Origin of the sequence: Streptomyces azureus (assembly GCF_001270025.1) — a bacterium.
In the GTDB taxonomy this organism is placed as follows: Bacteria; Actinomycetota; Actinomycetes; order Streptomycetales; family Streptomycetaceae; genus Streptomyces; species Streptomyces azureus.
In genome coordinates this window covers 25973-49422 of record NZ_DF968413.1, presented here as the reverse complement: position 1 = coordinate 49422, position 23450 = coordinate 25973, and the positions used below count along the sequence as shown (strand labels likewise).

Genomic DNA, 23450 nt, shown 5'->3' with positions numbered 1-23450 from the left:
GGTGTACGAAGTCGCCGTGTTCGTCAGGAAGTTCCACCGGCACTCCTCGCAGAACGGTGCGCCGCCCTCACGCGGCGTACGGCACTGCGGGCAGAGCTCGGGCTCGGCGTTCGGTACGGCGGACAGGTGCGGAGGGCGCCCGCCGGGCTGTCCACCGGGCCCGCCGGGCCCACCCGGGCCGCCGGGGCCACCCGGACCGCCGGGGGGCGGGAAGCCGTAGCCGCCGCCGGGCGGGGGCGGCGGGGGAGGAGGCGGAGGCACGGCACCCGCCATGCGGTGACCGCAGACCTCGCACCAGTCGTCGGAACCCGACTGGTGTCCGTTCGGGCAGGTCGGCATGTCGGCGCGTCCCTCCTTCGATTCCTTCTAGGTCACTTCTTCACGCGAACAGTCTTGGTGGACCGGGTCTCGAGCGTCATCTCGTCGGCGTCTTCGACCTTCGTCTTCAGTCGCACAGTACCGGTCGCGGCATCGACCACGTCCACCACCTTCGCAAGCAGTTTCGCAGTATCGGCGTTCCCGGAGGCACTCGCGAGCTGAACGGCCCGGCCCAGTTTGGCCGTTGCTCCGTCCATATCTCCCGACTTACGAAGATCCAGCCCTTGTTGGATGACTTGCGCCAGTTCCGCCTGCCCGGTGTAGTGGGCGACCTGGGGGTTGATCGACGTCGAGGCGACCATGTCGTCCGTCCACACGGCACGGACCAGACCCTGCGCGCCGAGGTTCTGGACGGTGCCGTCGGGCTGCGGAATGACCAGCGAGATCCGGGCCGCCAGCATCTCCTGACCGATGTTCGCGGCCGGGACCTCCACGCATACGTGGTAGTCACGGGACTCGTCCCCCCAGGAACCCAGGGGGTAGTCGCCGGCGCGCGGGCCCGCCTCGGTGCGCCGGCCGGTCAGTTCCTCGACCGTGGGCGCGACCTGCTTGACGAACTTCACTGTCGTGTCGACCGGGGTCCACAGCCGCAGGGAGACGTCCGCGACCTCCTTGCCCATCGCCGTCTCCATCATCTGCGTGAAGTCGGCGGCAAGTCCGGCCGGGTCGGCGACGATGTCGGCGGTGCCGAGCAGGGCGGAGGCGATCCCTGTGACTTCTTTCACTTCCCAGTCGGTGCCCACGCCGCGCGCGTCACAGGTGAAGCGCCCCGCGCACGCGTCGAGCGCGGCCTTCAGGTCCTGAGGCGTCTCGTGTTCGTTGCGGCCGTCGGTGAGCAGGATGCCGTGCCGGATGGCGACGTCCGCGGAGGTCAGCAGGCGGTCGGCCAGTTTCAGCCAGGTGCCGATGGCCGTGCCGCCGCCCGCGCTGAGCGAGCGCAGCGCCCGTTTGGCCTGCTCGCGGGTGGTGGCGTCGGCGACCGCGAGGCGACCGCCGCCCGGGTATACCTCCTTGGCCGCATGTGTCCCGCCGATCACGGCGAAGTGCACGCCGTCGCGCAGGGTGTCGATCGCGGCGGCCGTGGCGTCGCGGGCGTTGCGCATCTTGGTCGCCGGGTAGTCCATCGACCCGGAGCAATCGACCATGATCGCCACGGCCGCGGACGGGCCCTGACCGGGCGAGAAGAGGTGGGGCGCCGAGACCGCGCTGCCGATCGTGCCGCCGCCGGTCGCCGTCACCGTGACGATGGCGTTCACTTCGCCGGCGCCCTCCGGCAGGTACTCGTTCTGGTACACGTCCACCGAGAACTGGGGCACGTTCGACTTCGAGAAATTGGCCATGCCTGCTTCGATCCCCCTCGAAAGCCCCCACCGGAGCGGGGTGATGACGGTAGGCGGACCGGTCCCCTCCGGTCCGCTGAGGCATCCCCGTAACGCGGCCTCAGGCCGATCCTGCCCCCTGCGGGACGGCCGGGAACGGCACAAGGGCCACTGTTACGTTGTCGTGGCCCCCGCCGTCCAGGGCGTGGCCGACGAGCACCCGGGCGCTGTGCAGCGGGTGGGCGGCGGCGTCGAGCGGGACGACCCGGGCCATCTCCTCGGCCGCCTCCGCGTAGTTCCACAGGCCGTCGGTACAGACCACGACCACGCCCGGCCGGTCGGGCTTGAACGCGGCGGTGTGCGGCTCCAGTTCGTAGGCGTCCGCGCCGAGCCAGCCGGTGATCGCGTGGGCACGCTCGTCGGCGTAGGCCTCGGCCTCGCTCATCAGGCCCGCGGCGACCATCTGCGCGGCCCACGAGTCGTCCTCGGTGAGCCGGGCGGGGGGTGCGCTCCGGTCGACCGGGACCCAGTAGGCGCGGCTGTCGCCGACCCAGCCGACGATCAGCAGGCCCGATGTGACCACGGCACCGACGATGGTGCACGCGGGGGCGTTCTGGTGCGGGGCGTGCTCACGGGCCGTGGCGGGTTCGGCGGCGAGCGAGTTGACCGCGCGCGAGGCGGCGATGATCGCGTCGTGCATCGCCTGCTGCGGGTGCGTGCCGCGTGGCAAGGCGGCCAGCAGCGTCTCGCTCGCCGCCTTCGACGCCGCCATCGAGGCGTCGTCGGGGCGGGTCGCGGAGGAGACGCCGTCGCAGACGATCGCCACGGAGGCGGGCGAGCCGTCCGGCAGCGCGGTGCTGCCGATGGCGAACGCGTCCTCGTTGCGGTGGTGGCGCAGACCGCGGTCGCTGACCGCGGCCACCGGGCCGGACTCCTGCTCCATGTGGTCCCGTTCGCGCGGCTGGGCGTGGCCGCAGTTCTCGCAGTAGCCGTCGTCGTCCACGCGGCCGGCCCGGCAGGCCACGCAGACCTTGCCGCCGGCGCCCGGGGCCTGGGCCGCCGGGTCGGCGGACACCCGTGGGTCCGGTGCCTGGAGGAGGTACTCGTCGGGCTGCTGTGCCTGGTAGGTCTCGGACTGTGCCGGATATCCGTCGGGCTGTGGGGCGTAGCCGCCGGGCGGCACGGGGTGTCCCTCGGCGCCGCCGGGCGGCACGGGATGGCCCGCGGCCTGAGGCGGATGGTCGAAGCGGACGCCCGCTGCCGGGGCCGGCGGGGCGCCGGGGGGCGGGGGTGTGTCCGGGGGCAGCGTGGAGCCGCCCGAGTCCGTGCCCTGAAGGTCCGTCGGCAGGTGCGCCGCTTGCGATCCGCCCGCGCCGTCCGGCCCGGGGGCGGGCCAGCCCGCGCCGTTGGGCGGCACCGACGGCGGTTCTGGATACGCACCGGCGGCCAAAGCGCCCTGTCCGGGCACCGAGCCGTTCATGGTGATGGTCGGGTTGTCCTCCGGCCGTGCCGGCACGGCGGACAGGTCGTATCCGCACGCACCGCAGAAACGGTCACCCGATTCGAGGGGTTCCTCGCAACTCGGGCAGGCGGACAACTGGGGCATCTGCGACATCAACTACACCCACGTCCGGGGGCGGTAACGATTGGCACGTTCCACCAGGTCGATCCTCTCCTCGCCGCCCTGCGCCAGCCGGGCCAGCGTGCGGTACGAGCGTTCCAGTCCGAAACGCAGGCCCCGCTCGTCCAGGCCGCTGCCGAGCAGCGTCCGTCCCCCGGCGGCGGGAGGGGCGGAACCCTGGCCCCCGGAGAGTACCCAGTCCAGCGCGCAGCCGAGGACTTCGGCCGACAACTGCTCGCGCCGCGCCGGGTCCAGACCGTACGCCTCCAGGGCCTCGACCTGCGCCGCGGCGGACGTGAGGTCCTCCAGGAACGGTACGTCCGAGGCGATCGCCGTGCGCTGCCGCAGCCGCGCCCGGACGGCGGCCACGCGCGCGGCCGTGTAGTGGATGGAGGACTCCGGGACCGACTCCAGCGTCCGTACGGCGCTGCGCCGGTCCCCGGTCGCCAACTGCACCCGGGCCAGCCCGAACGCGGCGCTCACATAGCTCGGGTCGGTCGACCACACCAGCCGGTAGTACTCGGCGGCGTTGTCGAGCTGGCCCAGCACCTCCGCGCACTGGCCCAGCGCCAGCTTGGGCGCGATCTCGCCGGGGAAGGCGTCGTAGATCGCGTCGAAGGCGAGCGCGGCGCCCTCGTCGTCGCCCGTCACCAGCGCGGCCACGCCCCGGTACCAGACCACCCGCCAGTCGTCGGGCCGCTCCCCCTCCAGCGTGACCAGCGCCTTCAGCGCGGCGGCCGGATCACCGGTCTCCAGCCAGGCCCGGATCTGCCGCAGCCGCGTCTCGATCGACGGGGCCGGAGCGGCCGCGAGGGCGCCGAGCAGTTCGGCCGGCGCGGAGGTCATCAGCCCCGCCAGGAAACCGGCGTTGGGGTCGGACGGGTCGACGCGGGGGACGGGGAGGGCGAGGGCGGCGGCGGGGGTGTCGACGGGTTTGACGAGGCTGTGGGGGCTGGGGAGGCTCTGCACGCCACTGTGGCCGCCTCCGGGGCCCGGCCCTGTCCTGGCTCCTCCGGCGCCGACGGGAAGCTGGGCGGCGGCGTGGGGTTGGGAGGGGACACCGGGCAGCACCGCCGCGGTCGCGGAGTGCCGCCGTTTCCGCACCACCCTCGCCCCGAGCCTGGACACCTCACCGTCCAGCTTCGGGAACAACTGCGTGTCCGTGACCCGCAGCTCGGGCCCGAACAGTGTGGACAGGGCGGGCCGGGCGCGGCCCGTCTGGAGGGAGACGACCTCCCGCAGGACGCCCGTCAGCTGCTCGGTCATCTCCTGCGCGGAGGCGAACCGGCGGGCCGGGTCGGGGTCCGTGGCGCGGACCAGGAGGCGGTAGAACGACTCGTACTGCCGGAAGACCTCGATGTGGTCCGGGTCGGGCAGGGAGTCGACGTAGACGTTCGTGTAGCCCTGGAAGTCGAAGGTCAGGACGGCCAGGGTGCGGGCGACGGTGTAGAGGTCGCTCGCGACCGACGGGCCGGCCTCGGCGACCTCCGGCGCCTGGTAGCCGACCGTGCCGTAGATGGCCGACTCCTCGTCGTCCATCCTGCGGACCGCGCCCATGTCGATCAGCTTGAGCTGGTCCTCGGTCTGGATGGCGTTGTCGACCTTGAAGTCGCAGTACAGCAGGTTGCGGCTGTGCAGATGGCCGAGCGCCTCCAGGGCCTCCAGGCCGTACGCGCAGGCCTGTTCCACCGGCAGCGGGTCACGCCTGCCCTGCGGGGTGCGGCGGGCGTTGGCGATCTCCTTCAGCGACTTGCCGCCGACGTACTCCATGACGATGTAGCCGTCGAGGGAACCCGTGCGCTGGTCCAGGTGCTCGACGAAGTTGTAGATCCGCACGATGTTGGCGTGCTCGATCTCCGCCAGGAAGCGCCGCTCGGAGATCGCCGCGGCCATCGCGTCCTGGTCGCCGGTGTCCAGCAGCCCCTTGAGGACCACCCAGCGGTCGGAAACAGCCCGGTCGACGGCCAGGTAGATCCAGCCCAGGCCACCGTGCGCGAGGCAGCCCACCACCTCGTACTGGCCGTGCACGACGTCCCCGGCCTTCAGCTTCGGCACGAACGAGTACGGATGGCCGCACTTTGTGCAGAAGCCCTCCGTACGGCCCGGACGGTCGCCGCGCGCCCGGCCCACCTGGGCGCCGCAGTCCGAGCGCGAGCAGAACCGCTTCCGCTCGGGCACTTCGGGGTTGTCCAGGACCATGGCGCGCGGGTCGGGCCGCGGGATCGGCGGGACCTGGACCAGTCCGGCGCCCAGCCGGCCCCGGGACGAGGAACCGGCTGCGGAGCCGGAGCTGCGCACCGACACCGAGCGGCTCGTCGCCTTGCCCGACAGGGAGCGCGAGAGGCGCCCCGACACCGAGCGGCGGGACTTCGACGACTGGGACGACGTACGGGAACTGCGGCTGCTGGAAGGGGAGCTGCCGCCGCCCCCCGAGCCGCGGGAGCCGCCCTTGCCGCCGGCGGTGATGCCGGTCGGGGGCGACCCGACCATGCCGTTCGACGCGACGACGGGGGCCAGGCCGCAGGTGTCGCAGTACAGTTCGCCGCCGCCCACGTCTTCGTAGGTGCCGCCGCAGGCGGGGCGCTGGCAGGTGCGTTGCGGCTCACCCCGCGTTTCGCCCGGTGACTGGCTCGGCGGTTCGTTCGGTGGTTCGTTCGGTGCCTGACTCACGGACTCCCCCTTGTCGCTCATGCGCCCGGCCCCCTCCGGTCGTCCTCCGGCACGCCCTGGTCCGGCACCCGCGGACCGCCGAGCAGTTCCGCGGCGGCCTGCTGGTAGCGCAGCACGGCCTGTTCGGCGGCGCGCAGATCGCAGGGGGCGCTCCACAGCATGCGGCGCGCCTTCTCGTACCGCTCGACGAGCAGCGTGTCCTCGGCGAAGCCGTGCCTGGCGACCTTCGCCTTGTACGCGTCGAGCCGGCCACGCAGTTCGGCGCGGACCGCCAGGGGTGCGGTGACCGCGGTCAACGACTCGCGGGCCCGCAGCAGTTCGTCCTCCGCCTTCTCCTCAAGCGACTCCAGGAGCGGCGACAGGCGGTGCCACTGTGCCTGTCTGCGGTACTCCGCGGCCGCGGCCAGCTGCTCCTGCAACGCGGTCGGCGGTCCGCTGACGACCGGTACCTCCGTCGCCGCGATCTTCGCGAGGACCTCGCCGCGGGCGGTGCGCGCCTCGGCGAGCGTACGGTCCGCGCGGCTGAGGACGTCCCGCAGTCTGACGATCCGCTTCTCGGCGTCCTGCCGTACGGTCAGGACCGCGTCGATCTCCCGGCGTACGTCCTCCAGGGCGCGCGCCTCACGGTCGTACACCGTCGTGTCCGGCCTGCCGCCGCCCGGGGCCGAACTACCCTCCGCCGGCTGCCAGAACGCCAGCGGGTCGGACACCACCTGCTCGCGCAGCTTCGTGAGCGTGCGGGTGATGCGCTCCAGGTCGTCGCCCGCCGGGTGCTCTCCGGGACGCACCCCGACCGAATGCGCCAGCCGGCGGGTGCGCTGGAGCTCGGCCGCCAGCAGATCGATCCGGGCGGGCAGCGCCGACCAGACCGCGTCGGCCGCGACGACCATGTCCAGGCTCGTCGCGTACAGCTCGTTCATCCGGTCGACGAGGGTGCCGAGCGAGTAGCGTTCGCTGAGTTTGTTCGCCGTGCCGTGCAGGGTCGGGGCGTTGGCCGTCGCGGTGACGCTGCCCGCGACCGTGACCGACTCGCCGTTCAGCAGCTCCGTCAGCTCCACCAGGTCCTCGCGGCTGGACCAGCGGCGGCGGGCGCGGATCTCCCGGGCGGTGCGCAAGGCGTCCGTGTACGCGTCGAAGTACGTCCACAGCAGCGTGATCGACGCCTCCGTGGACGTCCAGCGTTCCTGGGTGACGCCGGTGAGCTCGGCGCCCTCCAGGAGTCTGCGGCCCGCGTGGTCCTGGAGGGCGAGGAGCGAGGTCTCGATCGCCTCGTGCTCCGCGCCGAGCCGCGCCAGCGCACGGTCCACCTCGTCCCGGTCCATCACCGGCCCGGTGGATCCCGTGACGCCCATCGATCACCTCTCGCTGCGGTTGTGCCGGTTGGGGGGGCGGTGCGGTTGTCAGGTCGTGCGCAGGTACTGCGGTGTCGGTGGTTCCGACTTCTCCGAATTCTTGCCCAGTGTCGCCGACAGCCATTTGTCGTACGACGCCTGCCAGCCGTTCGCGGTGTCCTTGCGGTAGTCCACCAGGATCTGGTTGACCCGGCGTACCAGATCGTCGGCGTCCTGCTTCATCGCCACGCCGTAGTACTCGGCAGTGAAGGCGTCACCCTTGAGCTCGACCGTCGGATCCTGTGCCGCCTGGCTCGCGGCGAGCGCGCCGTCGGTGACCACCGCGTCGGCCTCGCCGAGCTGGAGCCTGACCAGGCAGTCGAGTTGGTTCGGGACGGTCGTGGAGATGTCCGTGGTGGCGGGGAGTTTGCCGTCCTTCTTGTCCGCTTCCAGCGTGGAGTACGCCGTGGAGCCCGCCGCCGTGCAGATCCTCTTGCCGGCGAGCGTGTCGTCGTAGCCCTTGATGGACGAGGCCTTGGGGGCCAGGACATGCTGTCCCGTCTTGAAGTACGGCGCGGAGAAGGCGACGTCGTCGATGCGCTCGCAGTTGATCGTCATCGTGCGCACGACCATGTCCACGCGGCCGTCCTGGATCGCCGGGATGCGCTGGTCGGTGGGGATCGCCTTGAACTGGACCGCCCGCGGATCACCGAGTATGTCCTCGGCGATGCGGTGGACCAGGTCGATGTCGAAGCCCTCGAGCTCCGCGGTCTTGCCGCTGTTGGGGTTGCGGTAGCCCCAGCGGTAGCTGTTCTGGTCGACGCCGACGATCAGCTTGCGCTTGTCGCCCTGGCGGTTCTTGATCGCTTGGATGGTGTCACCGTCGGCTGAGGAGGGCGACAGGGTCTGTTTCTCGGGGGCTTCGCAGTCCTCTTCGGCCTTGTCGGCCTTGACCCGGGCCGACTGGGCGACGGCCTGGCCGTCCACGCCTTTTGGTCCGGACAGCGGGACGCACAGTGCGAAGACGGCCACCAGGGCGCAGACGACCGCCATCGCGGCCACCCCGCCCCAGCCCTTCAGACTGGCCCGCAGACGTCGTGCTCGCATGGTCACGCCCCCTTTCACCAGTGTCCCGTTCATCGGTACTCCGACAGCCTGCGGCCGATGCCCAGCACCGCGCCCGCTGCGCCGAGCACCGCGAGGACGGCCGCGCCTGCCGACAGGCCCGTCAGGGCGTCCCGGCCGTCACCGGCCGCGCGTTTGAACTCGGTCTCCTCGTGCGCGAGTGCCGTGCGCAGGTTCTCGTCGACGCCGTCGAAGCACTCGCCGGTCGCGTTCTCGGTGCCGATGACCTTGTCCAGCGCCTGCTGGTAGTTGCCCTTCTCGTCCTGCTCGCGGGCCGCGGTGTGGCGCTTCTTCCACTCCGTCATGTTGCCGACGGCGGCGGTGACGGGGCTTTCGCCCGACGCGTCGTCGGCGAGCTCGCCGGCGGCCGCCAGGTACTTGCCCAGGGCGTTGATGTCCGTGCGGAAGTCGTAGTCGTAGGCGTCGTAGGTCTCTTCGCCGACCTTCTTCGTCTCGGCTCCGCGGGCCACCAGGGTCAGATTCTCGTTGCCCCTGGCCTTGAGGGAGGCGATACGGGCGTCGTGCAGCACGTTCAGGGAGCGGACGCCGTGGTCGTAGGAGTCGTTCAGGCCCGCGCGGGCGACGCTGTGGCCGACGACCAGCCAGAGGAGGACCACCGTCGCGGTGGCCGTGGCGGCGACCAGGCCGTGGTTCAAAACGCGGTTGGTGCGCTGGTAGTTGCGGTGCTGGGCCCAGGCGAGGGCGGCCAGGGCGGCGATGCCGAGGGCGATGGCGGCCCAGGGGTAGGGCGTGGCGTCCGCGTAGTCCGCGCGCAGGCGCTGGTTCTCCTTCTTGTACAGGTCCTCCGCCGCCGGGAGCATCTCCTGCTGCATCTTCTCGTTGGCGTAGCGGAGATAGGCGCCGCCGACCGGGAAGCCCTGGCGGTTGTAGGTGCGGGCGCGTTCGACCAGGCCCTTGTACTCCGGGAGGAGTCTGTTGAGCTTGGCGATGGTCGCCGCGGACGGGGAGTCCGGGTCCGAGTTGGCGGCGGCGTTGACGAGTTTCTCCGCAGCCGTGCGGATGTCCTTCTCGTAGCGGTCGCGGGAGGCGGCCGTCTCCTGGCCGCCGGCGAGGAAACCGCTGGAGGCGGCGGTGTTGGCGTCCGCGAGGGAGCGGTAGATGTCGGCCGCGTCCGAACTGAGGGGCTGGCTGCTGGTGAGGACGTCATCGGCGGCGGCCGCGCGGTCGGTCATCTGCCAGGCGGTGACGGCGCCGAAGGCGACGACGAGGAGCGCGAGCAGGGCGCCGATGATACGGAGGCGGCCGGGCTCTGTGGTGGCGGCGGCACGGAGTTGGTCCAGCCCCTCGGCGAAGGCGGTACGCCGGGGCTGAGGCTCCGCAGAGCCGTGGGGGGCTTGGGCCGGTGGTGCCGGTTGGGCCGGCACGGCCGGGAGGGTGGGCAGGCCCCGCCCCGTTGGTCGTGTGCTGCTCGTCGGCAGATGTGTCACTGTGACCTCCCCCATGGTCATCCGTCGCCGCAAGTATCCCTTCCGGCACTGACATCCGCACCGGCCTTGCCTCGATCTTGGTCTGATCGCAGCGCGAGGCACCACCCCTTGCCCCGAAACACGTCAGGGGAATCGGTTCGGTTCCCGTCGGGAATGCGCACAGCTACTCCACATAGCGGCGAAACCCTTGCGCCAGCGCTTTGAAGCCGCACGCTTCGTAGAAGCTGTGCACGTACTCGTCGTCCGCCGCCAGCAACTGCACCTTGTAGCAGCCGGCCGACTCCCCCAGCCGCACGGCCGCCTCCATCAGGCGACGCCCGACGCCCCGCCGCTGGAAGCGGCCGGCCACCACCATGTTCTCCACGAACAGGATGGCTCGACCGCCGCGGGTGAGATTCGGCATCACCAGGCAGTCCACCGTCCCGGCCACGACACCCTCGGCCTCGGCGACCAGGACGGTCCGCCCCTGCTGCCCGGATATCGCCACCCAGACGGCATCCGCGGCCGCCTGGGACAACGGCGCGTCGTCCGGGTTCAGTTCGCCGAAGAGGCCCAGCAGCGCCGCCAGATCCGCCTCGACTGCCGCCCGTACCGTGATCTTCATGGGTTGAGCGTAGAGCGAGGGGCTGCCCGGGCAGTGGCCTTCAGCGGAGCGTGACCGTCAGTCCCCCGCCGGTGTCTCCCCGCGGCGGAGCACTATCAGGGTCGTCCCGCCGATCAGGACCAGGGCGATGGCGATGCCTGCGATGAGAGGGGTGACTCCGGAGCTGCCGGTTTCGGCGAGGTTGGTGTCCGTCGCCGTGCCGCCCACCGAGGCCGGGCTCGGTTCGCTGAGGGTCTGTGTGGCCGTGCCGGTCTCGCTGCCCTGTATCTGGCAGTCCAGCATGCCGGTGAAGCGCTGGGTGAAGCCGCCCGGGCCGTGGATCGTGAAGTCGTACGCCTGGTCCTCCTGGAGCGGGACCGTCACGGTTCGGGACTCACCCGCGGCGATGGTGTGATCGAGTCCGGCCAGCTCGAAGGTGAACGGCTCGTCGCCCTTGTTGGACGCGATGATGTCCACGCCACCCTCGGCGCAGTTCTTCGCCGCCGACAGTGCCGGGATCGGGCCCTCCTTCGCCCAGGTCGCCCCGGCCGTCGCCGACACCGTCGACTCGCTGGAACCGGCCAGGATCTGCGTCTGGCTCCGGCTCTCGGAGGCAAAGGCCCGGCCGACCGGCACGGTGGTCGAGGCCTGCACGGTCAGTTCCGCCGTGCCGGCCGCCGCGTCCTTGGGCACCTCGAAGAACACCTGTCCGCCGTCGGACGTGGAGGTGACGGACTTGCCCTGCTTGTCGACGATCCGGACCCCGCTCGTGGCGGCGTCCGCAGGCGGGCTCACCGTCACGCTGCCGGCGTCGGTGCGCACCGTCACCGGGCCCAGCCGCTCCCCCGGCCGGCCGGAGACCGCCGGCGGGTCGAGGGTCAGCGAGGCCCGGGGCTCGGGCAGGCTCCGGGCGTTCTTCTCCAGATGGTCCGCGAGCTGCTCGGCCTGCGGGTCGAGGGCGTCGACGGCCACGTCGTCCGAATAGCGCCAGATCGCCACCTGCGTGCCGGCCGCCGCGTCCTGCTCGGTCAGCGCACCGCGGACGCCCGCCTTCCGTGCCAGCGCCGCGAGATCGTTCACCTGCGGGTAGGAGTTCTGGAGGATCCAGCGGATCCGGCCGGCGTCCTTGTTGGCGCCCAGGGACGTGCCGCTCCAGGGCGTCTCGTGGTACTTGGCGTCCCGCTGCGTCGGGTTGTGCAGGTCGACGCAGTACGTCTGGAGCATGCCGCCGCCCTCGACGGACATCTCGAACAGGCCGGCCGACACCTGCTGGTCCCCGGTGTCGCCGTGTATCACCGCGGTGCCGTACGTCTTGAGCCCGGCTATCGTCGCGGTCGCCCCGCCCGCACTGCGCGTGGTCTCCTCGGCGGTCGCCTGGCCGGCGCCGGCCAGCCCGCCCGCGGCGACGAGCCCGGACACCAGCGTCGCGGCACCGAGGCGGGCAGCCCCTCGCCTGCGTACGAACACCGCAGAGAACGAAGCAAACACCAAATTCCCCTTCGAGCAGGACCCGTCGATGTGGGGGGTACGGTCCCACCAGCAGAATCACAGGCCTCACAGGCCGCAAGAGCCCCGAGAGCCATGCCCGGCATCCTAGGTACGCGGCGGACGCCGCTCGCCGGTGAGACGGTCGGACGAGTGATCCGACTCGGAATCGTTATCGCCAAGACCCCTTGTGAGCAGGGCTTATCGACAAGTCCACCGCCGATTTTTCGGTGCGCACTCACCGATAAGCCGCACTTCGGGCAGGCGGGCGGGTGATTGACGTCACGTCAATACGGCGACGCCCGGGGGTTGTTGGGCGGCGGTGTCCGCGGAATCCGGGATCCGATCAGGTGAATCCCCGGGCGGGGTCTCCCAGTTGGGTTCGGCCTGCGTCGGCGCGGACGCCGTCTCCAGCTTGCCTGCGCGGCGGAACGCCGAGGTGCCCCAGGCCAGGTCGTGTCCGATCGCGACCGCGTCGATGTCCGCCGAGGTCCAGCTCTGCCCCTCGCGCACATCGGTCCGCACCTTGAGCCTGCCCTGGACGATCACGGGCTCGCCCACCGTCAGCGACGCCGCCGTGTTCGTGGCGAGCTGCCGGTTGGCCCACACCGTGAAGAAGTTGGTGTGCCCGTCCGTCCACATGTTCTTCTCGCGGTCCCAGTAGCGCGCGGTCACGGCCATCCGGAACCTCGCCGACGGGCCGGACGCCATCTCCCGGTACACCGGTTGCGTCGCCACCCTGCCGACCGCGCAGATCATCGTCTCGTTCATCGCGAACCCCTCCCTCACCCGGACTGCGACACCGGGCCGATACGCGTACGGGCCCGTCCCGTACGGCTGTGTCTGCCAGACTGCCGCCGCCGGGCCGAGCCCGCTGAGCGCTGTGGATCACCGCCCGCCTGTGGACAACGCCGCCACCCGGACGGGTGACGCCCAGTGGTGCGTGCGCCGAGCGATGCGCGACACCGAGTGGCGAGAAACGCCAAGAGCCGAATGACGCCAAATGCGGAATGACGCCAAGTGCCAATGACGCCAAGTGGCGAGTGAAGTGGAGTGGTGAGTGACGCCGAGTGCCATCTGCGGCCCGTCACAACCGCCACGCCGCTCCCTAAGGCACCGTCCCGGCCCGGCATCAGCTCCCCGCCCCCACCACCCTTCCGTACCGCTCCCGAACCTCCCGGTACCGCAGCAGCTCCGCCGCCACCGGATCCAGCACCCGAGCCCTCCCGCACCCGGCCGCCGCCTCCCGCAACCGGCGTTCCGCCTCCAAGCCGTAGCGCCGGGCCGGCCCCCGTGCCGCCATCCGGCAGCTCCACTCGATGAGGGGCCCGCCGACGATGCCGATCACCATCAGCAGCACCGGCACGCCCAGGTTCGGCGACATGACCCCGACGATCTGGCCCAGCAGCCACAGGCCGCCCAGGAACTGGAGGGCGGTCATGGACGCCTGGGACAGTACAGCCATCGGCCACCACCCCGGCCGCGGCGGGCGCCCCGTCGGCACTCCCGCGCGCACGCTCAGCTCGTCCAGCGCCTCGGGCAGCCCCTGGGAGCCGCGGACGGCCGCCTCGCGCACCGCATGCGCCCAAGGCGCGGGCAGACCGGCCGAGGCCCGGTCGGCCACCGTCCGTACCGCCTGCTCGACCCGCTGCCGGGCGGTGGCCTCCTCGTCGGCCTGCGTGCGCGAGGGGAGCCGCCCCGTAGCGGGCTCGCCGCGGTCTTGGTACCAGCGCCACAACCGCAGCCAGGGCGTCCCGCAGGCACGGTTGGCGTTGCGCAGCCACGCGCGTTCGGCGGCCTCGCCCGCCGCCGTGGCGCCCACGGCGTCCGCTAGCCGGTCCGCGAACTCCTCCCGGGCCTGTTCGCTGAGCCCGGTCCGCCGCTGCGTGGCGTAGACGGGCCACAACCGGGCGGCCGCGATGTCCACGTCGGCGGAGATACGGCGGGCCGGCGCCGTGCGCTCCGCGACGAACTGGCCGAGTGCCTCGCGCAGTTCACCGACGCCGTCGCCGGTGAGCGCGGACAGCGCGAGCACGGTCGTACCCGGCTCGCCGTACTCCCCGAGGGCGATGCCGTCCTCGTCGAGGAGCCGCCGCAGATCGTCGAGGACCTGCTCGGCGGCCTCCCCGGGCAGCCGGTCGATCTGGTTGAGGACGACGAACATGACCTCCGCGTGGGCCGCCATCGGCCGCAGATAGCGCTCGTGGAGGACGGCGTCGGCGTACTTCTCCGGGTCGACGACCCAGATGACCGCGTCGACGAGCGCCAGGATGCGGTCCACGTGCTCGCGGTGCTGTACGGCCGCGGAGTCGTGGTCGGGCAGGTCGACGAGGACGAGTCCGCGCAGCTGGGACTCCCCGTCCCCGGTCGGCAGCGGACGCCGGCGCAGCCGGGGCGGGATGCCGAGCCGTTCGATGAGGCTCGCGGCTCCGTCGCTCCAGCTGCACGCGATGGGCGCCGCGGTGGTGGGACGGCGTACTCCCGTCTCCGAGATGGCCACCCCGGCGAGCGCGTTGAACAGCTGTGACTTGCCGCTGCCCGTGGCGCCCGCGATGGCGACGACGGTGTGCTGCCCGGAGAGCCTGCGCCGCGCGGCCGCCTCGTCGAGCACCCGGCCCGCCTCCGCCAGCGTCCGGCTGTCGAGCCGGGTGCGGGAAAGCCCCACCAGTTCGCGCAACGTCTCCAGCCGGGAGCGCAACGGCCCGTCGTACACCAGCGGGGACACCGTCGGCGGGGCGGCGGTACGGCTGTCGACCACGGCGTACTGGTTTCCCGCGGTGGTCTCGTCGACCCGCCGCGCGATGAGCCCGTCGTCCCAGGCGGCCGAGGAGTCCGTACGGGAGTCTGTACGGGCGTCCATGCGGGCATCCGTACGGGAGGAGGAGTCGCCGCCCGGCACGCGCGCGTGGGCGTCGTCCGTGCTCTCGCCCTCGGAGGCGTTCTCGGGCGCGCTCTCAGGTGCCTGCGCCGATGGGTTCTCGGCGGCTCTCGCCTCGTCCGCGTCGCCCGGCTGGTCGGAGCGCTCGGTGTGGTCCTGGTCAGTGACGGCGGTCACCGGTCACCTCTCCTTCTGCAGTACGGACAGGGCGGCGATGAGTTCGGCCTGGGGCTCCGGGTGGATGTCGAGGGCGTCGAGCGGGGCCAGTCGGCGCTCGCGTTCGGCGTGCAGGACCCGGTCGACGTGCTCGGTGAGCAGCCGTCCGGCCCGGTCGCGCAGCCGCAGCGCTCCGTGGGCGCCGATCCGCTCGGCGAGCCCCTCCCCGGCCGTCCGTCCCCGGCGGCCGCCCAGCAGGGAGGTGGCGACCAGGGCAGCGACCACCTCTGGGTCGGGCGCGAGGTTCCGGTCGAGCTCGCGCACCTCGTCCTCGGCATGCTCCTCTAGCTCCCGCCGCCACCGCCGTACGGCGAGACCGATCCGGTGTTCGGCGCTCTCCGCGGCGGGTTCGCGGTCGGCGAGCCCGGGTGCGGCCGCCGCGGGTTCGCGCCGCCAGGCGTCGTCGATGCGCTCGTCGGCGGCGGTGACGGCGCACAGCAGCAGCGCGCTCAGGCTCTCCACGAGCGCGTCGAGGAGTTCGTCGGCGGTGCAGTCCAGCGGGAAGGCGCGCCACCGCTTGAGCGCGTCCCCGGCGAGCACCGCCCCGGCCTGCAATCGGCCCCGCACGCGCGAGTGCTCGCTGTCGTACGCCCCGTCGACGGCGGCGGTGAGCCGCAGCGCGGCGGCGTACTGTGCGGCGGCGGCGGCGGCCAGCTCGGGCATCCGGGACTTGAGGGAGTCGAGGACGCCGTACGCGGTGCGGGCCATGACCTGCTGCCGGGCCGCCGGGTCCTGGACCTGGTGGACCAGCCAGGTGCGCAGCTGGGCCACGGCGCTGGCCGGTAGGAGCCCGCCGCCCCAGGCCGACTCGGGCAGTTCGGGCACGGTGAACCGCGGCACCTGCCCGAGTCCGGCCTTGGTGAGCAGGGCCCCGTACTGCCGCGACACCTCGGCGACGACCTGGTGGGGCACCCGGTCCAGGACGGTGACCAGGGTGACGTCGTACTCCTTGGCGGTGCGCAGCATGTGCCAGGGGACGGCGTCGGCGTAGCGGGCGGCCGTGGTGACCATGATCCAGATGTCGGCCGCGCAGATGAGCTCGGCGGCCAGGACGCGGTTGTCGGAGACCAGGGAGTCGATGTCGGGGGCGTCGAGGAGGGCGAGGCCGGGCGGCAGCGTCTCGGTGGTCTCGACGCGCAGCACGCGCGCGGGGTCCTCGCCCGGGAGCAGCAGATCGTCCGTGGGGTCCTGCTGGGGAACCCACACACGGGTGAGATCGGGGAGCACCCGCATCCCGCTGAACCAGTGATGGTCCTCCGGATGGCAGACCAGCACGGGGGTCCGTGTCGTCGGCCGCAGCACCCCGGCCTCGCTGACCCGCCGCCCCACGAGGGAGTTCACCAGCGTGGATTTCCCGGCCCCCGTGGAGCCCCCCACGACGGCCAGAAGTGGCGCTTCGGGGTCTCTCAGCCGGGGCACCAAGTAGTCGTCGAGCTGAGCGAGCAGTTCGTCGCGGCTGGCACGCGCGCGTGGGGCCCCCGCCAGGGGCAGCGGGAAGCGTGCGGCGGCGACACGGTCGCGCAGGGCGGAGAGTGCGTTGAGCAGCTGAGGCCGTACGTCCAAGGTCACCACATGTGAAGAATGCCCAATTTTAGGGGAATTCTGAAGCATATGAGCATGTCTGCGCGCCGACAGAACACAAGGGACGGAAGGGACGACTGGGACACGGGCGCACTCCAGGCATAACGAGTGCACAACACCCGATGCCTCGGACGCCAAAAGCGGTGCACGATTCGTACCTGCCTGCGATTATCAGGACCGCTTCACTGAACCTCCACATCGAGCCACGGAGGCGAAGCAACAGGGACAAGGACGCGGGAGCCCTATCCTTGTCCCCGGCAACGTCACGGATCAGCCCACACCAGGGCACCACGACAGAGGCCACCACACCGGCCCCCGTAGCTCAGTGGATAGAGCAGGCGCCTTCTAAGCGCTTGGCCGCAGGTTCGAGTCCTGCCGGGGGCGCAAGTCTCCGCCCTCCCCTTGGGGAGGGCTTTTTGCTGGTCAGGGTGGGTTCCGACCGACCCGCCGAAGCCCCGGACGCCCTCTTGGTGATCAAGGGCGGGCTCCGGGGCTGTCCGGCTGTTACCGGGTTCTTGCGGGTGGCCGTGTCGAATACGTGTCGAAGTTTCTGCGGGCCGCGAGGTCAGTCGGCGGACGGCCGCTCAGGAAGATCTCCGGCAGCTTCGAGCCGCCTCTTCAGGTCGGGCAGCTGGCCCTCGACGCAGCGGGCGTAGGTCGCCAGGAGCACGGCAACACTGTTTCCGGCCCACTCGGCCACCTGTGCGGGTGGAATCCCGTCGTTCAGCCACTTCGTCAGGCGCGTGTTCCGGTTGTCGTAGACACGCCGTCCGGTGGGTGACTCGAAGACGTGCGGGGGCAGTACGGCCTTTCGGGCGTTGCGCCACGCTCGACGGATGACGGAACCGGCGAGGATGCCGCCCGACTCGCCTTGGAACAGCAGGTCACCTGGCTTGAGCTCTTCGTCCTCGATGTGCTGCCGCAGGATGCGCGTGAGGGCGGGATGCCCCGGGACAGTGCGGGTCTCACCCTCCGCACGGCCTTTCAGGTCGCGTTGTTCGTGGATCTCCCCCGTGTCTGTCCACTGCTTTCCGACCTCGGGGGTCGCGGTGTGGATCAGCAGCTCGCACCACTGGTCGGCAGCGTCGGGCTCGGGCAGGGTCACGTCCTCCACCCGCATCGCTACGGCCTCCTCGGGCCGGGGACCGCAGTAGTACAGCGTGGCGAAGAAGGCGTGAAGTCGCTCGCCGCCGCGTGGCCGGCGCCGTATCCAGTCGAGGATTGCCGCCGCTTGCTCCGGGTTCAGCAGGGACCGTTTGTCCACGGCATTCGTGGTCTTTACAACGGCCGTCGACTCCTTGCCCTTGGGAAGCGGGTTGGTCCGTAGGATGCGCCGCCGGATCGCGTACTTCATGGCGACGTTGAGGATGCGGCGGTTGCGCTTGCGGGACCAGGCCGCCGCTTGCTTGCCGTCGAGGCGCGTGTCGATGGCGCGCAGGACCTGGTCGACCTTCTCCGGGTCCTCCCAGGCCGAGACGGGCAGGGAGTTCCGCTCAACCCATCGGAGGATGGCCACCACGTCTCGGGGTGCGTCGGGGCGTCGGTTGGTGTTGAACGCCCACTCACGCAGGGCGGTGCGCACGGCGGCAGGCGCGAACTGGGTGGGTTTGGCCCGCAGCAGCGCGATGGTGGTCGCCGTCAAGGTCTTGGCCATGTTCTTGCGGCTGTTGCCGCCGAGCTGAGGCCACCGGGCATCCACATACTCGACGGCGAACTTGTACCAACTCATGGCAGCCGACTTGGAGCGGTGGGAGACCGGGAGTCCGGTGGCGATGACGAATGCCTCGCCCTTGCCAGTGGCCCGGATGAGTTCGGAGCGGAAACCCTCCGCGAGCGCAACGGTGTCGAAGGGCTCACGCCAGCGCTTCCCCGCGACCACCCAGCGCACGGTGTAGGTGGTCTTCCGGGCGCCCTTGTAGGTGAGGATCTTGTAGACCTTTACGTCGTACGTCGTCTCCATCAGGCGGCGTCCTCCCGGTCATCGAGCCAGTGATCGAGGTCGCTCCGCCGGATTCTGAGGTCGCCATTCGGGAGCTTGATGCAGCGCGGTGCACGCCTCTTCGCTCGCCAGTCGTAGAAGGTTGAGCGCGAGATGCTCAGCTCCTCGCAGACCTCTGCGAGGGTGAGCATGGAGCGCGACCTGGTGGCCGTGGTCATGAACCACTCCCTTCGCTGAGCAGGGCTTCGCGGGCGGTTTCGCGGTTGGTTTGGATGTCTCGGGCGATGGTGGCGGCGAGGGCTGATTCGCCGGGGGTGTGGCCGTGTCCGGCGTACTGCCAGTCGGCCAGGACCAGGACGGTGTCCGGCTCGCGGTCGTCCAGGCCGAGGGCGGCGTGTTCTTGGGCTGCGCGGTAGTCGGCGCGTGCCTGGCGGAGGGCTCCGAGGGTGGTGGAGTAGCGGCGGGACTTGGAGGAGAAGTGGCCGCGGAAGCCGAGCATGTGAGCCCAGGCCCATAGGCGCCGGTCGGGGTAGAGCGGGTCGAGCTGCTTGCAGGCCTGGATGAGGCGGCGGGTGTGGTCGGGGACCTGGTGGCGGTCGAGTTCGGAGAGTTCGCCGATGCGGCGGTCCAGGGTGCCGGTGTTCTCGGCGGCCTTGGTGGCGTACTTGGCGACGTAGGAGGCGACGGCCTGTTCGGTGATGTCGGAGCCGTCGCCGAAGGCCTTCACGGGCCGGACGTCGAGCTGGGTGCCCCAGCGGAAGGTGCGGGCCGGTTGGTCTTCGGCGGCCGGGACGGAGACTGAGGTGTAGGAGTGCGCGGCAGCTGCTCGGATCGCGTCGGCGAGGAGGTCGACGGTCGCCCAGGAGGGCGGGGCGGTCTCGGGTCCGTCGGGGCCGTCGATGCGGATCACGGCGTGGAAGTGCAGGGCGCCGCGTTTCTGGAACTCGGCGACCTTGCCGTACGAAAGGCGGGCGCACTCCTTCAGGTCCCGCTGTGTGATGCCGGCGCGGGCGGCGATCTCGCGGCGGAGGCGGTTGGTGAAGCGCTGCCAGAGCTGCCCGGCGTGGTTGTTGAACAGCACGGCACCCGCGTAGTCGTACGTCGCCGGGTCCAGGGCGGTGCCCAGTTCCGGGGCGTCCGGGGCGTGGCGGGTGCCGCAGCGGCAGGCCCCCCGGTCGGGCCGGTTGTGGACCCTGCCGAACGAGGGGGCGGTGAGGGTGGCGAAGACACGGGGGTGGTCGCGGACGGTGGCGGGGATATCGCGTCGGTCGTCTCCGGCGAGTCCGGCGCGTATGAGGTGGTAGGTGTCGCCCGCGTAGGTCCAGGCGCAGGAGGGGCAGCGCGAAGCGCGGCGATTCCCGCAGGCGACGCGGAGACGGCCGCCCGGCTCGTTGGCGGTGGTGTAGTGGTGCAGGGTCTGGCCGGTGGTCTTGTCCTTGGTGAGGGTCCAGCCGGTGAGGTGGATGGGGTCGGCGCAGCCGCCGGTGCGGCGGATCTGCTCGTGCCAGCGGTGGTAGTCAGAGGCCGAAGCCACCCTCAGCAGGTCGCCGAGGGTGGTCGGGTCGAGCAGGTCAGGCACGTGCACCCTCCTGGACGCGGCGGGCGGGGACAGTGCCCTGGCCGTTGCAGGCCCGGCAGGCGATGGTGAGCGTGGGCAGGTGGCCGTGCTGGTCGCGGCTGCCGGTGGTGATGGCGACCGTGGCGAAGCCGTCGCAGTTCGGGCAGATGCGGGCTGCCGGTGAGGTGCGGTGCGTCATGCTGGGAGTTCCTTCCGGTTGTGAGATCGGACAGGGACGGCGCCCGGGCGGCGGAGACTTGGCGGTTTCAGGGCCGCCCGGGGGCCGGTCAGCGTCGCTTCGTTTCCGCGGCGATGAGTGAGCGCAGGACGACGGCGCAGACGGCGACCGAGGCGCCGGTGACGGCGACCGCCAGGAGCATGGAGACCAGAACGGCGCCGACGACCAAGACCACGGCGGTGCCGCCGCCGACCAGGGCCAGCGCGGTGCCCGGGGTGAGCTGCACCGTCGGCCGGGCAGGCGCGGGGGCCGGGGCCACCGGGGCACGCGGCGGAGTCTGGGCGGCCGGGACGATGGTGGTCGGCTCGACCACGGCAGGCGGCGTGACGTGGCCGGTCGGCGTGGGCATGGTCGGGATCCTCGGACGGAACATCAGCGGTTCTCCCTTACGGGGGCGGTTACTTGATGAAGGCGTCGATGGCGGGGGCAAGGACGCTGTCGGCGAGGAGGAAGCCACCGAGCAGCAGGACGGCGATGAGCCAGGCGGGCGGGCGGATGAGCTTGACGCCGAGGTAGCCGACGACGAGCAGCGCGAGCCAGAGCGGTACTTCCATGGCGTTGCCTCCTAGCGGACGCGGCAGCGGTGGGTGCGGGCGGCGAGCTGGGCGGCGGACTGGCTGGAGTAGTCGGAGGACCAGCCGCAGCGGTCGGTGGTGCACACGGCGGCGTACTTGGTCTGGCCGTGGCGGTCGCGGTGGGTGCCGATCTGCACCGGGCCGATCCGCATCACGGAGTGGAAGTGGTCACGAGCGGGCATGTCAGTCGGTCTCCTCTCGGGTCAGTGCCGAGTCGGGGAAGGCGGCGCGGATACCGGCGGCGGTGGCCGGGTCGGGGGTGCGGCGGGCGGCTTCCTCGGCGAGCAGGTGAGCGAGGAAGGGCCGGTTCGCGGCGGCCATCTCGCGGGCGGCGTCGAGGTGGTCGGCGACGGTCAGGTCGGCCGGGTCACTGGTCATGGCGTGTCTCCCTTCGATGTCAGGCGAGTTGGGCGACGATGGCATCGGCCAGCTGAGGCGGGACGCCGAGCCGGGCGCGCAGGGTGTCGGTGTCGATCGGCGAACCGGTGCGGGTGCGGTGGTCGTCGGCGACCTTGCGGGCGTGGTCGACCAGCGCGGCCGGGACCGGCACAGCCGGAGCGGGCACGGGCGGGGCGGGCTCGGCGGCGGCAGGGGCCGGGGTGTCGTCGATCGCCGGAACCAGCTCAGGCTCGGGCTCTGGTTCGATCTCGTCCTGCTGGGTGGCCGGGGCTATGGGTGCCGGCGGATCCGGAACCTGCTCCGGTGCGGAGTGGGCGAGGAGGGTGCCGCCCATGAAGGCGAGGGCGGGCCAGGCGGCGACGAGGATGCGCAGCCAGGCCGGGACGTCGGTCAGGTCGAGGAGTCCGGCGGTGGCGATGTTGGCGCCGAGGGAGGCGAACAGGGCGACGATGAACCAACACCAGGCCAGCCGGGACGGGCCATCGGAACGGAGCCGCCGCCAGGAGGCGACCAGGAGCAGATCCACGCTGATCGGGTAGGCCCAGGCTTTCCAGCCGTCCTGTCCGGCAGCGGCGGCCAGGTCGTGCAGGTGGGCGAAGGACAGCGCCCCGGCAATGACGGCCTGGACCAGGACCGCGTCGACGCGGAGAGCGGGGCGGGCCATCACGGCTCCTTCCTGTGATGTGGCATGGCGGGGGTAGGGACCTGGCGCGAAGCGGTCGCGCCGACCGGTGGAGCAGGGGAAGGGTCAGGCGGTGGCGGGGGCTGTCTTGGACAGCGGCACCCGGGCCGAGGGCAGCGCGGCGACGGCGGGCCGGTAGGCGGCCAGGGCGGGCACGTCGGGGGTGCGGTCGGCGTACTTGTTGCAGGTGTTCACGGCCTGGCGCAGCGAGGTGTGCGGGGCGCGGATGCGGTGCCAGCCTCCGGTGGAGTCACCGGCGATCGCGATGCCGCGTGTTTCGGCGGGGATCTGGATGGCGGCCAGGACGGCGTCCGGGGAGATGTCGCCGAAGGCCATGTTGGCGGATGTTTCGTCGTTGACGCGGTGGGCGGTGCGGCCGGTGAGCTGGGCTCGGAGCATGGTGATGCCCTTGCCGAGTTCGGAGCCGAAGCGCTGTCCGCAGATCTCCAGGTAGATGCCGGCCGCGCGGCCGAGCTGGGCGAGACGGACCAGCGCGGTGATGATCCGGTCCCGGCGCTTCTCCTCCTCCTTCGAAGCGAACAGGGCGAGTTCGGCGACCTCGTCGACCAGGACCACGACCGGTACCGGGCGGATGTCGTCGGGCAGATCCCAGATGTCGGCAGCGATCTCCGCATCCGGCACCGCGACACTGATGCGCTGCTCCGCCCGGATCAGCTGGTAGACCTCCTCCATGTGCGACACCAGGGCTTCGAGCAGTTCCAGGGCGGTGTCGGGGTTGTCGGCCAGGGCGGAGAAGCGGCGGGCGAGCGGGAACAGCTCGACGCCTTGCTTGCAGTCGATGCCGACCAAGGCGACGTCCATCGGGGCGAGTGCGGCGACCAGGTTGCGCTGATAGACGGACTTGCCCGACTCAGTGGCCCCAAGGGTCAGGCCATGGGGGACGGCGCGGTAGTCGCGGTAGTGCACCGAACCGTCTTCCCGCAGCGCGACCGGAACCCGCATCGGGCGCGTGTCAGTCTTGGCGGGCATCTGGACCTGCTTGAGCACGTCGTAGCCGGTCATCCGCACCTCAACGACACCCGAGCGGACCTCTCGGGAGGTCACGCCGTACATCCCGAAGGAGTGGCGCAGCCGGTCCGTCGCGGCAGAGACGTCGAAGGCGTCCTGTCCCGGTCGGAGCTTGAGACGCAGGACCAAGCCGGTGCGGGTGGGCCGCAGCCGCAGGATGCGCGGGATACGGGAGTCCGGCACCGGCCGGTTGGCCACCCGGGCCAGAGCCAGCCGCCAGCGCGAGGGCGGAACCGTCAGGCCGCAGGCGTCCATGACCGAGGCGTAGCGGACCAGGACCCGCACCGTGGCGACGAGGACCCCGAAGGTCAGCCAGTACCAGGCGGGGCGCCGCCACCGCAGGAGACCCGCAGCGGCGACGACCACAACCACAGCGACCATGAACCAGGTCATGA

At 71.6% G+C, this 23450-nt stretch carries 21 protein-coding genes, 1 tRNA gene and 1 pseudogene; 1 reads left to right on the top strand and 22 read right to left on the bottom strand.

Annotated elements, in window-relative coordinates:
* From AOQ53_RS46910 to AOQ53_RS33925, 12 genes and pseudogenes are all read right to left on the bottom strand, one after another.
* Positions 1–339 (bottom strand): annotated as a pseudogene (locus AOQ53_RS46910) (FHA domain-containing protein); the annotation flags it as partial.
* 32 nt (positions 340–371) lie between these two features.
* A complete protein-coding gene (locus AOQ53_RS33975) occupies positions 372–1718 on the bottom strand; it encodes a vWA domain-containing protein (protein ID WP_059423186.1) in 1347 nt (448 codons plus the stop codon).
* Positions 1719–1818: 100 nt separating this feature from the next.
* Positions 1819–3312: a PP2C family serine/threonine-protein phosphatase gene (locus tag AOQ53_RS33970; protein ID WP_059423198.1), complete on the bottom strand. Its 1494-nt coding sequence runs from the start codon at positions 3310–3312 to the stop codon at positions 1819–1821.
* 3 nt (positions 3313–3315) lie between these two features.
* Positions 3316–5988 carry a serine/threonine-protein kinase gene (locus AOQ53_RS33965; protein ID WP_408055217.1) on the bottom strand — a complete coding sequence of 891 codons (2673 nt, stop codon included), beginning with the start codon at positions 5986–5988 and terminating at the stop codon, positions 3316–3318.
* A gap of 17 nt (positions 5989–6005) precedes the next feature.
* Entirely contained in the window at positions 6006–7340 is a 1335-nt protein-coding gene (locus AOQ53_RS33960; RefSeq protein WP_059423185.1) for a hypothetical protein, read from the bottom strand.
* A gap of 48 nt (positions 7341–7388) precedes the next feature.
* Complete coding sequence (locus AOQ53_RS33955) at positions 7389–8426, bottom strand: glutamate ABC transporter substrate-binding protein (protein ID WP_174523389.1); 1038 nt, start codon at positions 8424–8426, stop codon at positions 7389–7391.
* 29 nt (positions 8427–8455) lie between these two features.
* Complete coding sequence (locus AOQ53_RS33950) at positions 8456–9892, bottom strand: hypothetical protein (RefSeq protein WP_059423194.1); 1437 nt, start codon at positions 9890–9892, stop codon at positions 8456–8458.
* A 163-nt stretch (positions 9893–10055) separates the two neighbouring features.
* The gene (locus AOQ53_RS33945) at positions 10056–10496 is read right to left on the bottom strand and encodes a GNAT family N-acetyltransferase (protein ID WP_059423181.1); all 441 of its coding nucleotides are present in this window, start codon (positions 10494–10496) and stop codon (positions 10056–10058) included.
* A gap of 57 nt (positions 10497–10553) precedes the next feature.
* A complete protein-coding gene (locus tag AOQ53_RS33940; protein ID WP_078945637.1) occupies positions 10554–11963 on the bottom strand; it encodes a Cys-Gln thioester bond-forming surface protein in 1410 nt (469 codons plus the stop codon).
* Between the two features lie 279 nt (positions 11964–12242).
* Entirely contained in the window at positions 12243–12731 is a 489-nt protein-coding gene (locus tag AOQ53_RS33935) for a single-stranded DNA-binding protein (protein WP_059423176.1), read from the bottom strand.
* A 361-nt stretch (positions 12732–13092) separates the two neighbouring features.
* Positions 13093–15015, bottom strand: a complete 1923-nt coding sequence (locus AOQ53_RS33930; protein ID WP_059423174.1) for a GTP-binding protein — start codon at positions 15013–15015, stop codon at positions 13093–13095.
* A gap of 3 nt (positions 15016–15018) precedes the next feature.
* A complete protein-coding gene (locus tag AOQ53_RS33925; protein WP_059423172.1) occupies positions 15019–16626 on the bottom strand; it encodes a dynamin family protein in 1608 nt (535 codons plus the stop codon).
* A gap of 320 nt (positions 16627–16946) precedes the next feature.
* Here AOQ53_RS33925 and AOQ53_RS33920 point away from each other — a divergent pair.
* Positions 16947–17019, top strand: a tRNA-Arg gene (locus tag AOQ53_RS33920).
* A 181-nt stretch (positions 17020–17200) separates the two neighbouring features.
* Here AOQ53_RS33920 and AOQ53_RS33915 read toward each other — a convergent pair.
* The 10 genes from AOQ53_RS33915 to AOQ53_RS33875 all read right to left on the bottom strand — a co-directional run bounded on the left by AOQ53_RS33915 (position 17201) and on the right by AOQ53_RS33875 (position 23448).
* Positions 17201–18595, bottom strand: coding sequence for a tyrosine-type recombinase/integrase (locus AOQ53_RS33915; RefSeq protein WP_059423169.1), 1395 nt, complete (start codon positions 18593–18595; stop codon positions 17201–17203).
* Positions 18595–18792, bottom strand: coding sequence for a helix-turn-helix transcriptional regulator (locus tag AOQ53_RS33910; RefSeq protein ID WP_059423166.1), 198 nt, complete (start codon positions 18790–18792; stop codon positions 18595–18597). The genes AOQ53_RS33915 and AOQ53_RS33910 overlap by 1 nt, the downstream gene beginning before the upstream one ends.
* Complete coding sequence (gene repSA / locus AOQ53_RS33905) at positions 18789–20153, bottom strand: replication initiator protein RepSA (protein WP_078945636.1); 1365 nt, start codon at positions 20151–20153, stop codon at positions 18789–18791. The genes AOQ53_RS33910 and repSA overlap by 4 nt, the downstream gene beginning before the upstream one ends.
* The gene (locus AOQ53_RS33900; protein ID WP_059423162.1) at positions 20146–20331 is read right to left on the bottom strand and encodes a hypothetical protein; all 186 of its coding nucleotides are present in this window, start codon (positions 20329–20331) and stop codon (positions 20146–20148) included. The genes repSA and AOQ53_RS33900 overlap by 8 nt, the downstream gene beginning before the upstream one ends.
* Before the next feature lie 88 nt (positions 20332–20419).
* On the bottom strand, positions 20420–20743 hold the full coding sequence (locus AOQ53_RS33895; protein ID WP_059423161.1) for a hypothetical protein: 324 nt from the start codon (positions 20741–20743) through the stop codon (positions 20420–20422).
* Between the two features lie 25 nt (positions 20744–20768).
* Complete coding sequence (locus tag AOQ53_RS43215) at positions 20769–20924, bottom strand: hypothetical protein (RefSeq protein WP_099054752.1); 156 nt, start codon at positions 20922–20924, stop codon at positions 20769–20771.
* An 11-nt stretch (positions 20925–20935) separates the two neighbouring features.
* Entirely contained in the window at positions 20936–21127 is a 192-nt protein-coding gene (locus AOQ53_RS33890; RefSeq protein ID WP_059423159.1) for a mobile element transfer protein, read from the bottom strand.
* Position 21128: 1 nt separating this feature from the next.
* Positions 21129–21323: a hypothetical protein gene (locus AOQ53_RS33885; RefSeq protein WP_059423157.1), complete on the bottom strand. Its 195-nt coding sequence runs from the start codon at positions 21321–21323 to the stop codon at positions 21129–21131.
* A 19-nt stretch (positions 21324–21342) separates the two neighbouring features.
* The gene (locus AOQ53_RS33880; protein WP_078945635.1) at positions 21343–22008 is read right to left on the bottom strand and encodes a DUF2637 domain-containing protein; all 666 of its coding nucleotides are present in this window, start codon (positions 22006–22008) and stop codon (positions 21343–21345) included.
* A gap of 84 nt (positions 22009–22092) precedes the next feature.
* A complete protein-coding gene (locus AOQ53_RS33875) occupies positions 22093–23448 on the bottom strand; it encodes an FtsK/SpoIIIE domain-containing protein (RefSeq protein ID WP_059423153.1) in 1356 nt (451 codons plus the stop codon).
* Between the last annotated feature and the right edge of the window lie 2 nt (positions 23449–23450).

Bases quoted from the DNA above. Each gene is read 5' to 3' on its own strand.
- AOQ53_RS33975 (WP_059423186.1), bottom strand. From the start codon at position 1,718: ATGGCCAATTTCTCGAAGTCGAACGTGCCCCAGTTCTCGGTGGACGTG.
- AOQ53_RS33970 (WP_059423198.1), bottom strand. From the start codon at position 3,312: ATGTCGCAGATGCCCCAGTTGTCCGCCTGCCCGAGTTGCGAGGAACCC.
- AOQ53_RS33960 (WP_059423185.1), bottom strand. From the start codon at position 7,340: ATGGGCGTCACGGGATCCACCGGGCCGGTGATGGACCGGGACGAGGTG.
- AOQ53_RS33955 (WP_174523389.1), bottom strand. From the start codon at position 8,426: ATGCGAGCACGACGTCTGCGGGCCAGTCTGAAGGGCTGGGGCGGGGTG.
- AOQ53_RS33945 (WP_059423181.1), bottom strand. From the start codon at position 10,496: ATGAAGATCACGGTACGGGCGGCAGTCGAGGCGGATCTGGCGGCGCTG.
- AOQ53_RS33935 (WP_059423176.1), bottom strand. From the start codon at position 12,731: ATGAACGAGACGATGATCTGCGCGGTCGGCAGGGTGGCGACGCAACCG.
- AOQ53_RS33915 (WP_059423169.1), bottom strand. From the start codon at position 18,595: ATGGAGACGACGTACGACGTAAAGGTCTACAAGATCCTCACCTACAAG.
- AOQ53_RS33910 (WP_059423166.1), bottom strand. From the start codon at position 18,792: ATGACCACGGCCACCAGGTCGCGCTCCATGCTCACCCTCGCAGAGGTC.
- AOQ53_RS33900 (WP_059423162.1), bottom strand. From the start codon at position 20,331: ATGACGCACCGCACCTCACCGGCAGCCCGCATCTGCCCGAACTGCGAC.
- AOQ53_RS33895 (WP_059423161.1), bottom strand. From the start codon at position 20,743: ATGTTCCGTCCGAGGATCCCGACCATGCCCACGCCGACCGGCCACGTC.
- AOQ53_RS43215 (WP_099054752.1), bottom strand. From the start codon at position 20,924: ATGGAAGTACCGCTCTGGCTCGCGCTGCTCGTCGTCGGCTACCTCGGC.
- AOQ53_RS33890 (WP_059423159.1), bottom strand. From the start codon at position 21,127: ATGCCCGCTCGTGACCACTTCCACTCCGTGATGCGGATCGGCCCGGTG.
- AOQ53_RS33885 (WP_059423157.1), bottom strand. From the start codon at position 21,323: ATGACCAGTGACCCGGCCGACCTGACCGTCGCCGACCACCTCGACGCC.
- AOQ53_RS33880 (WP_078945635.1), bottom strand. From the start codon at position 22,008: ATGGCCCGCCCCGCTCTCCGCGTCGACGCGGTCCTGGTCCAGGCCGTC.
- AOQ53_RS33875 (WP_059423153.1), bottom strand. From the start codon at position 23,448: ATGACCTGGTTCATGGTCGCTGTGGTTGTGGTCGTCGCCGCTGCGGGT.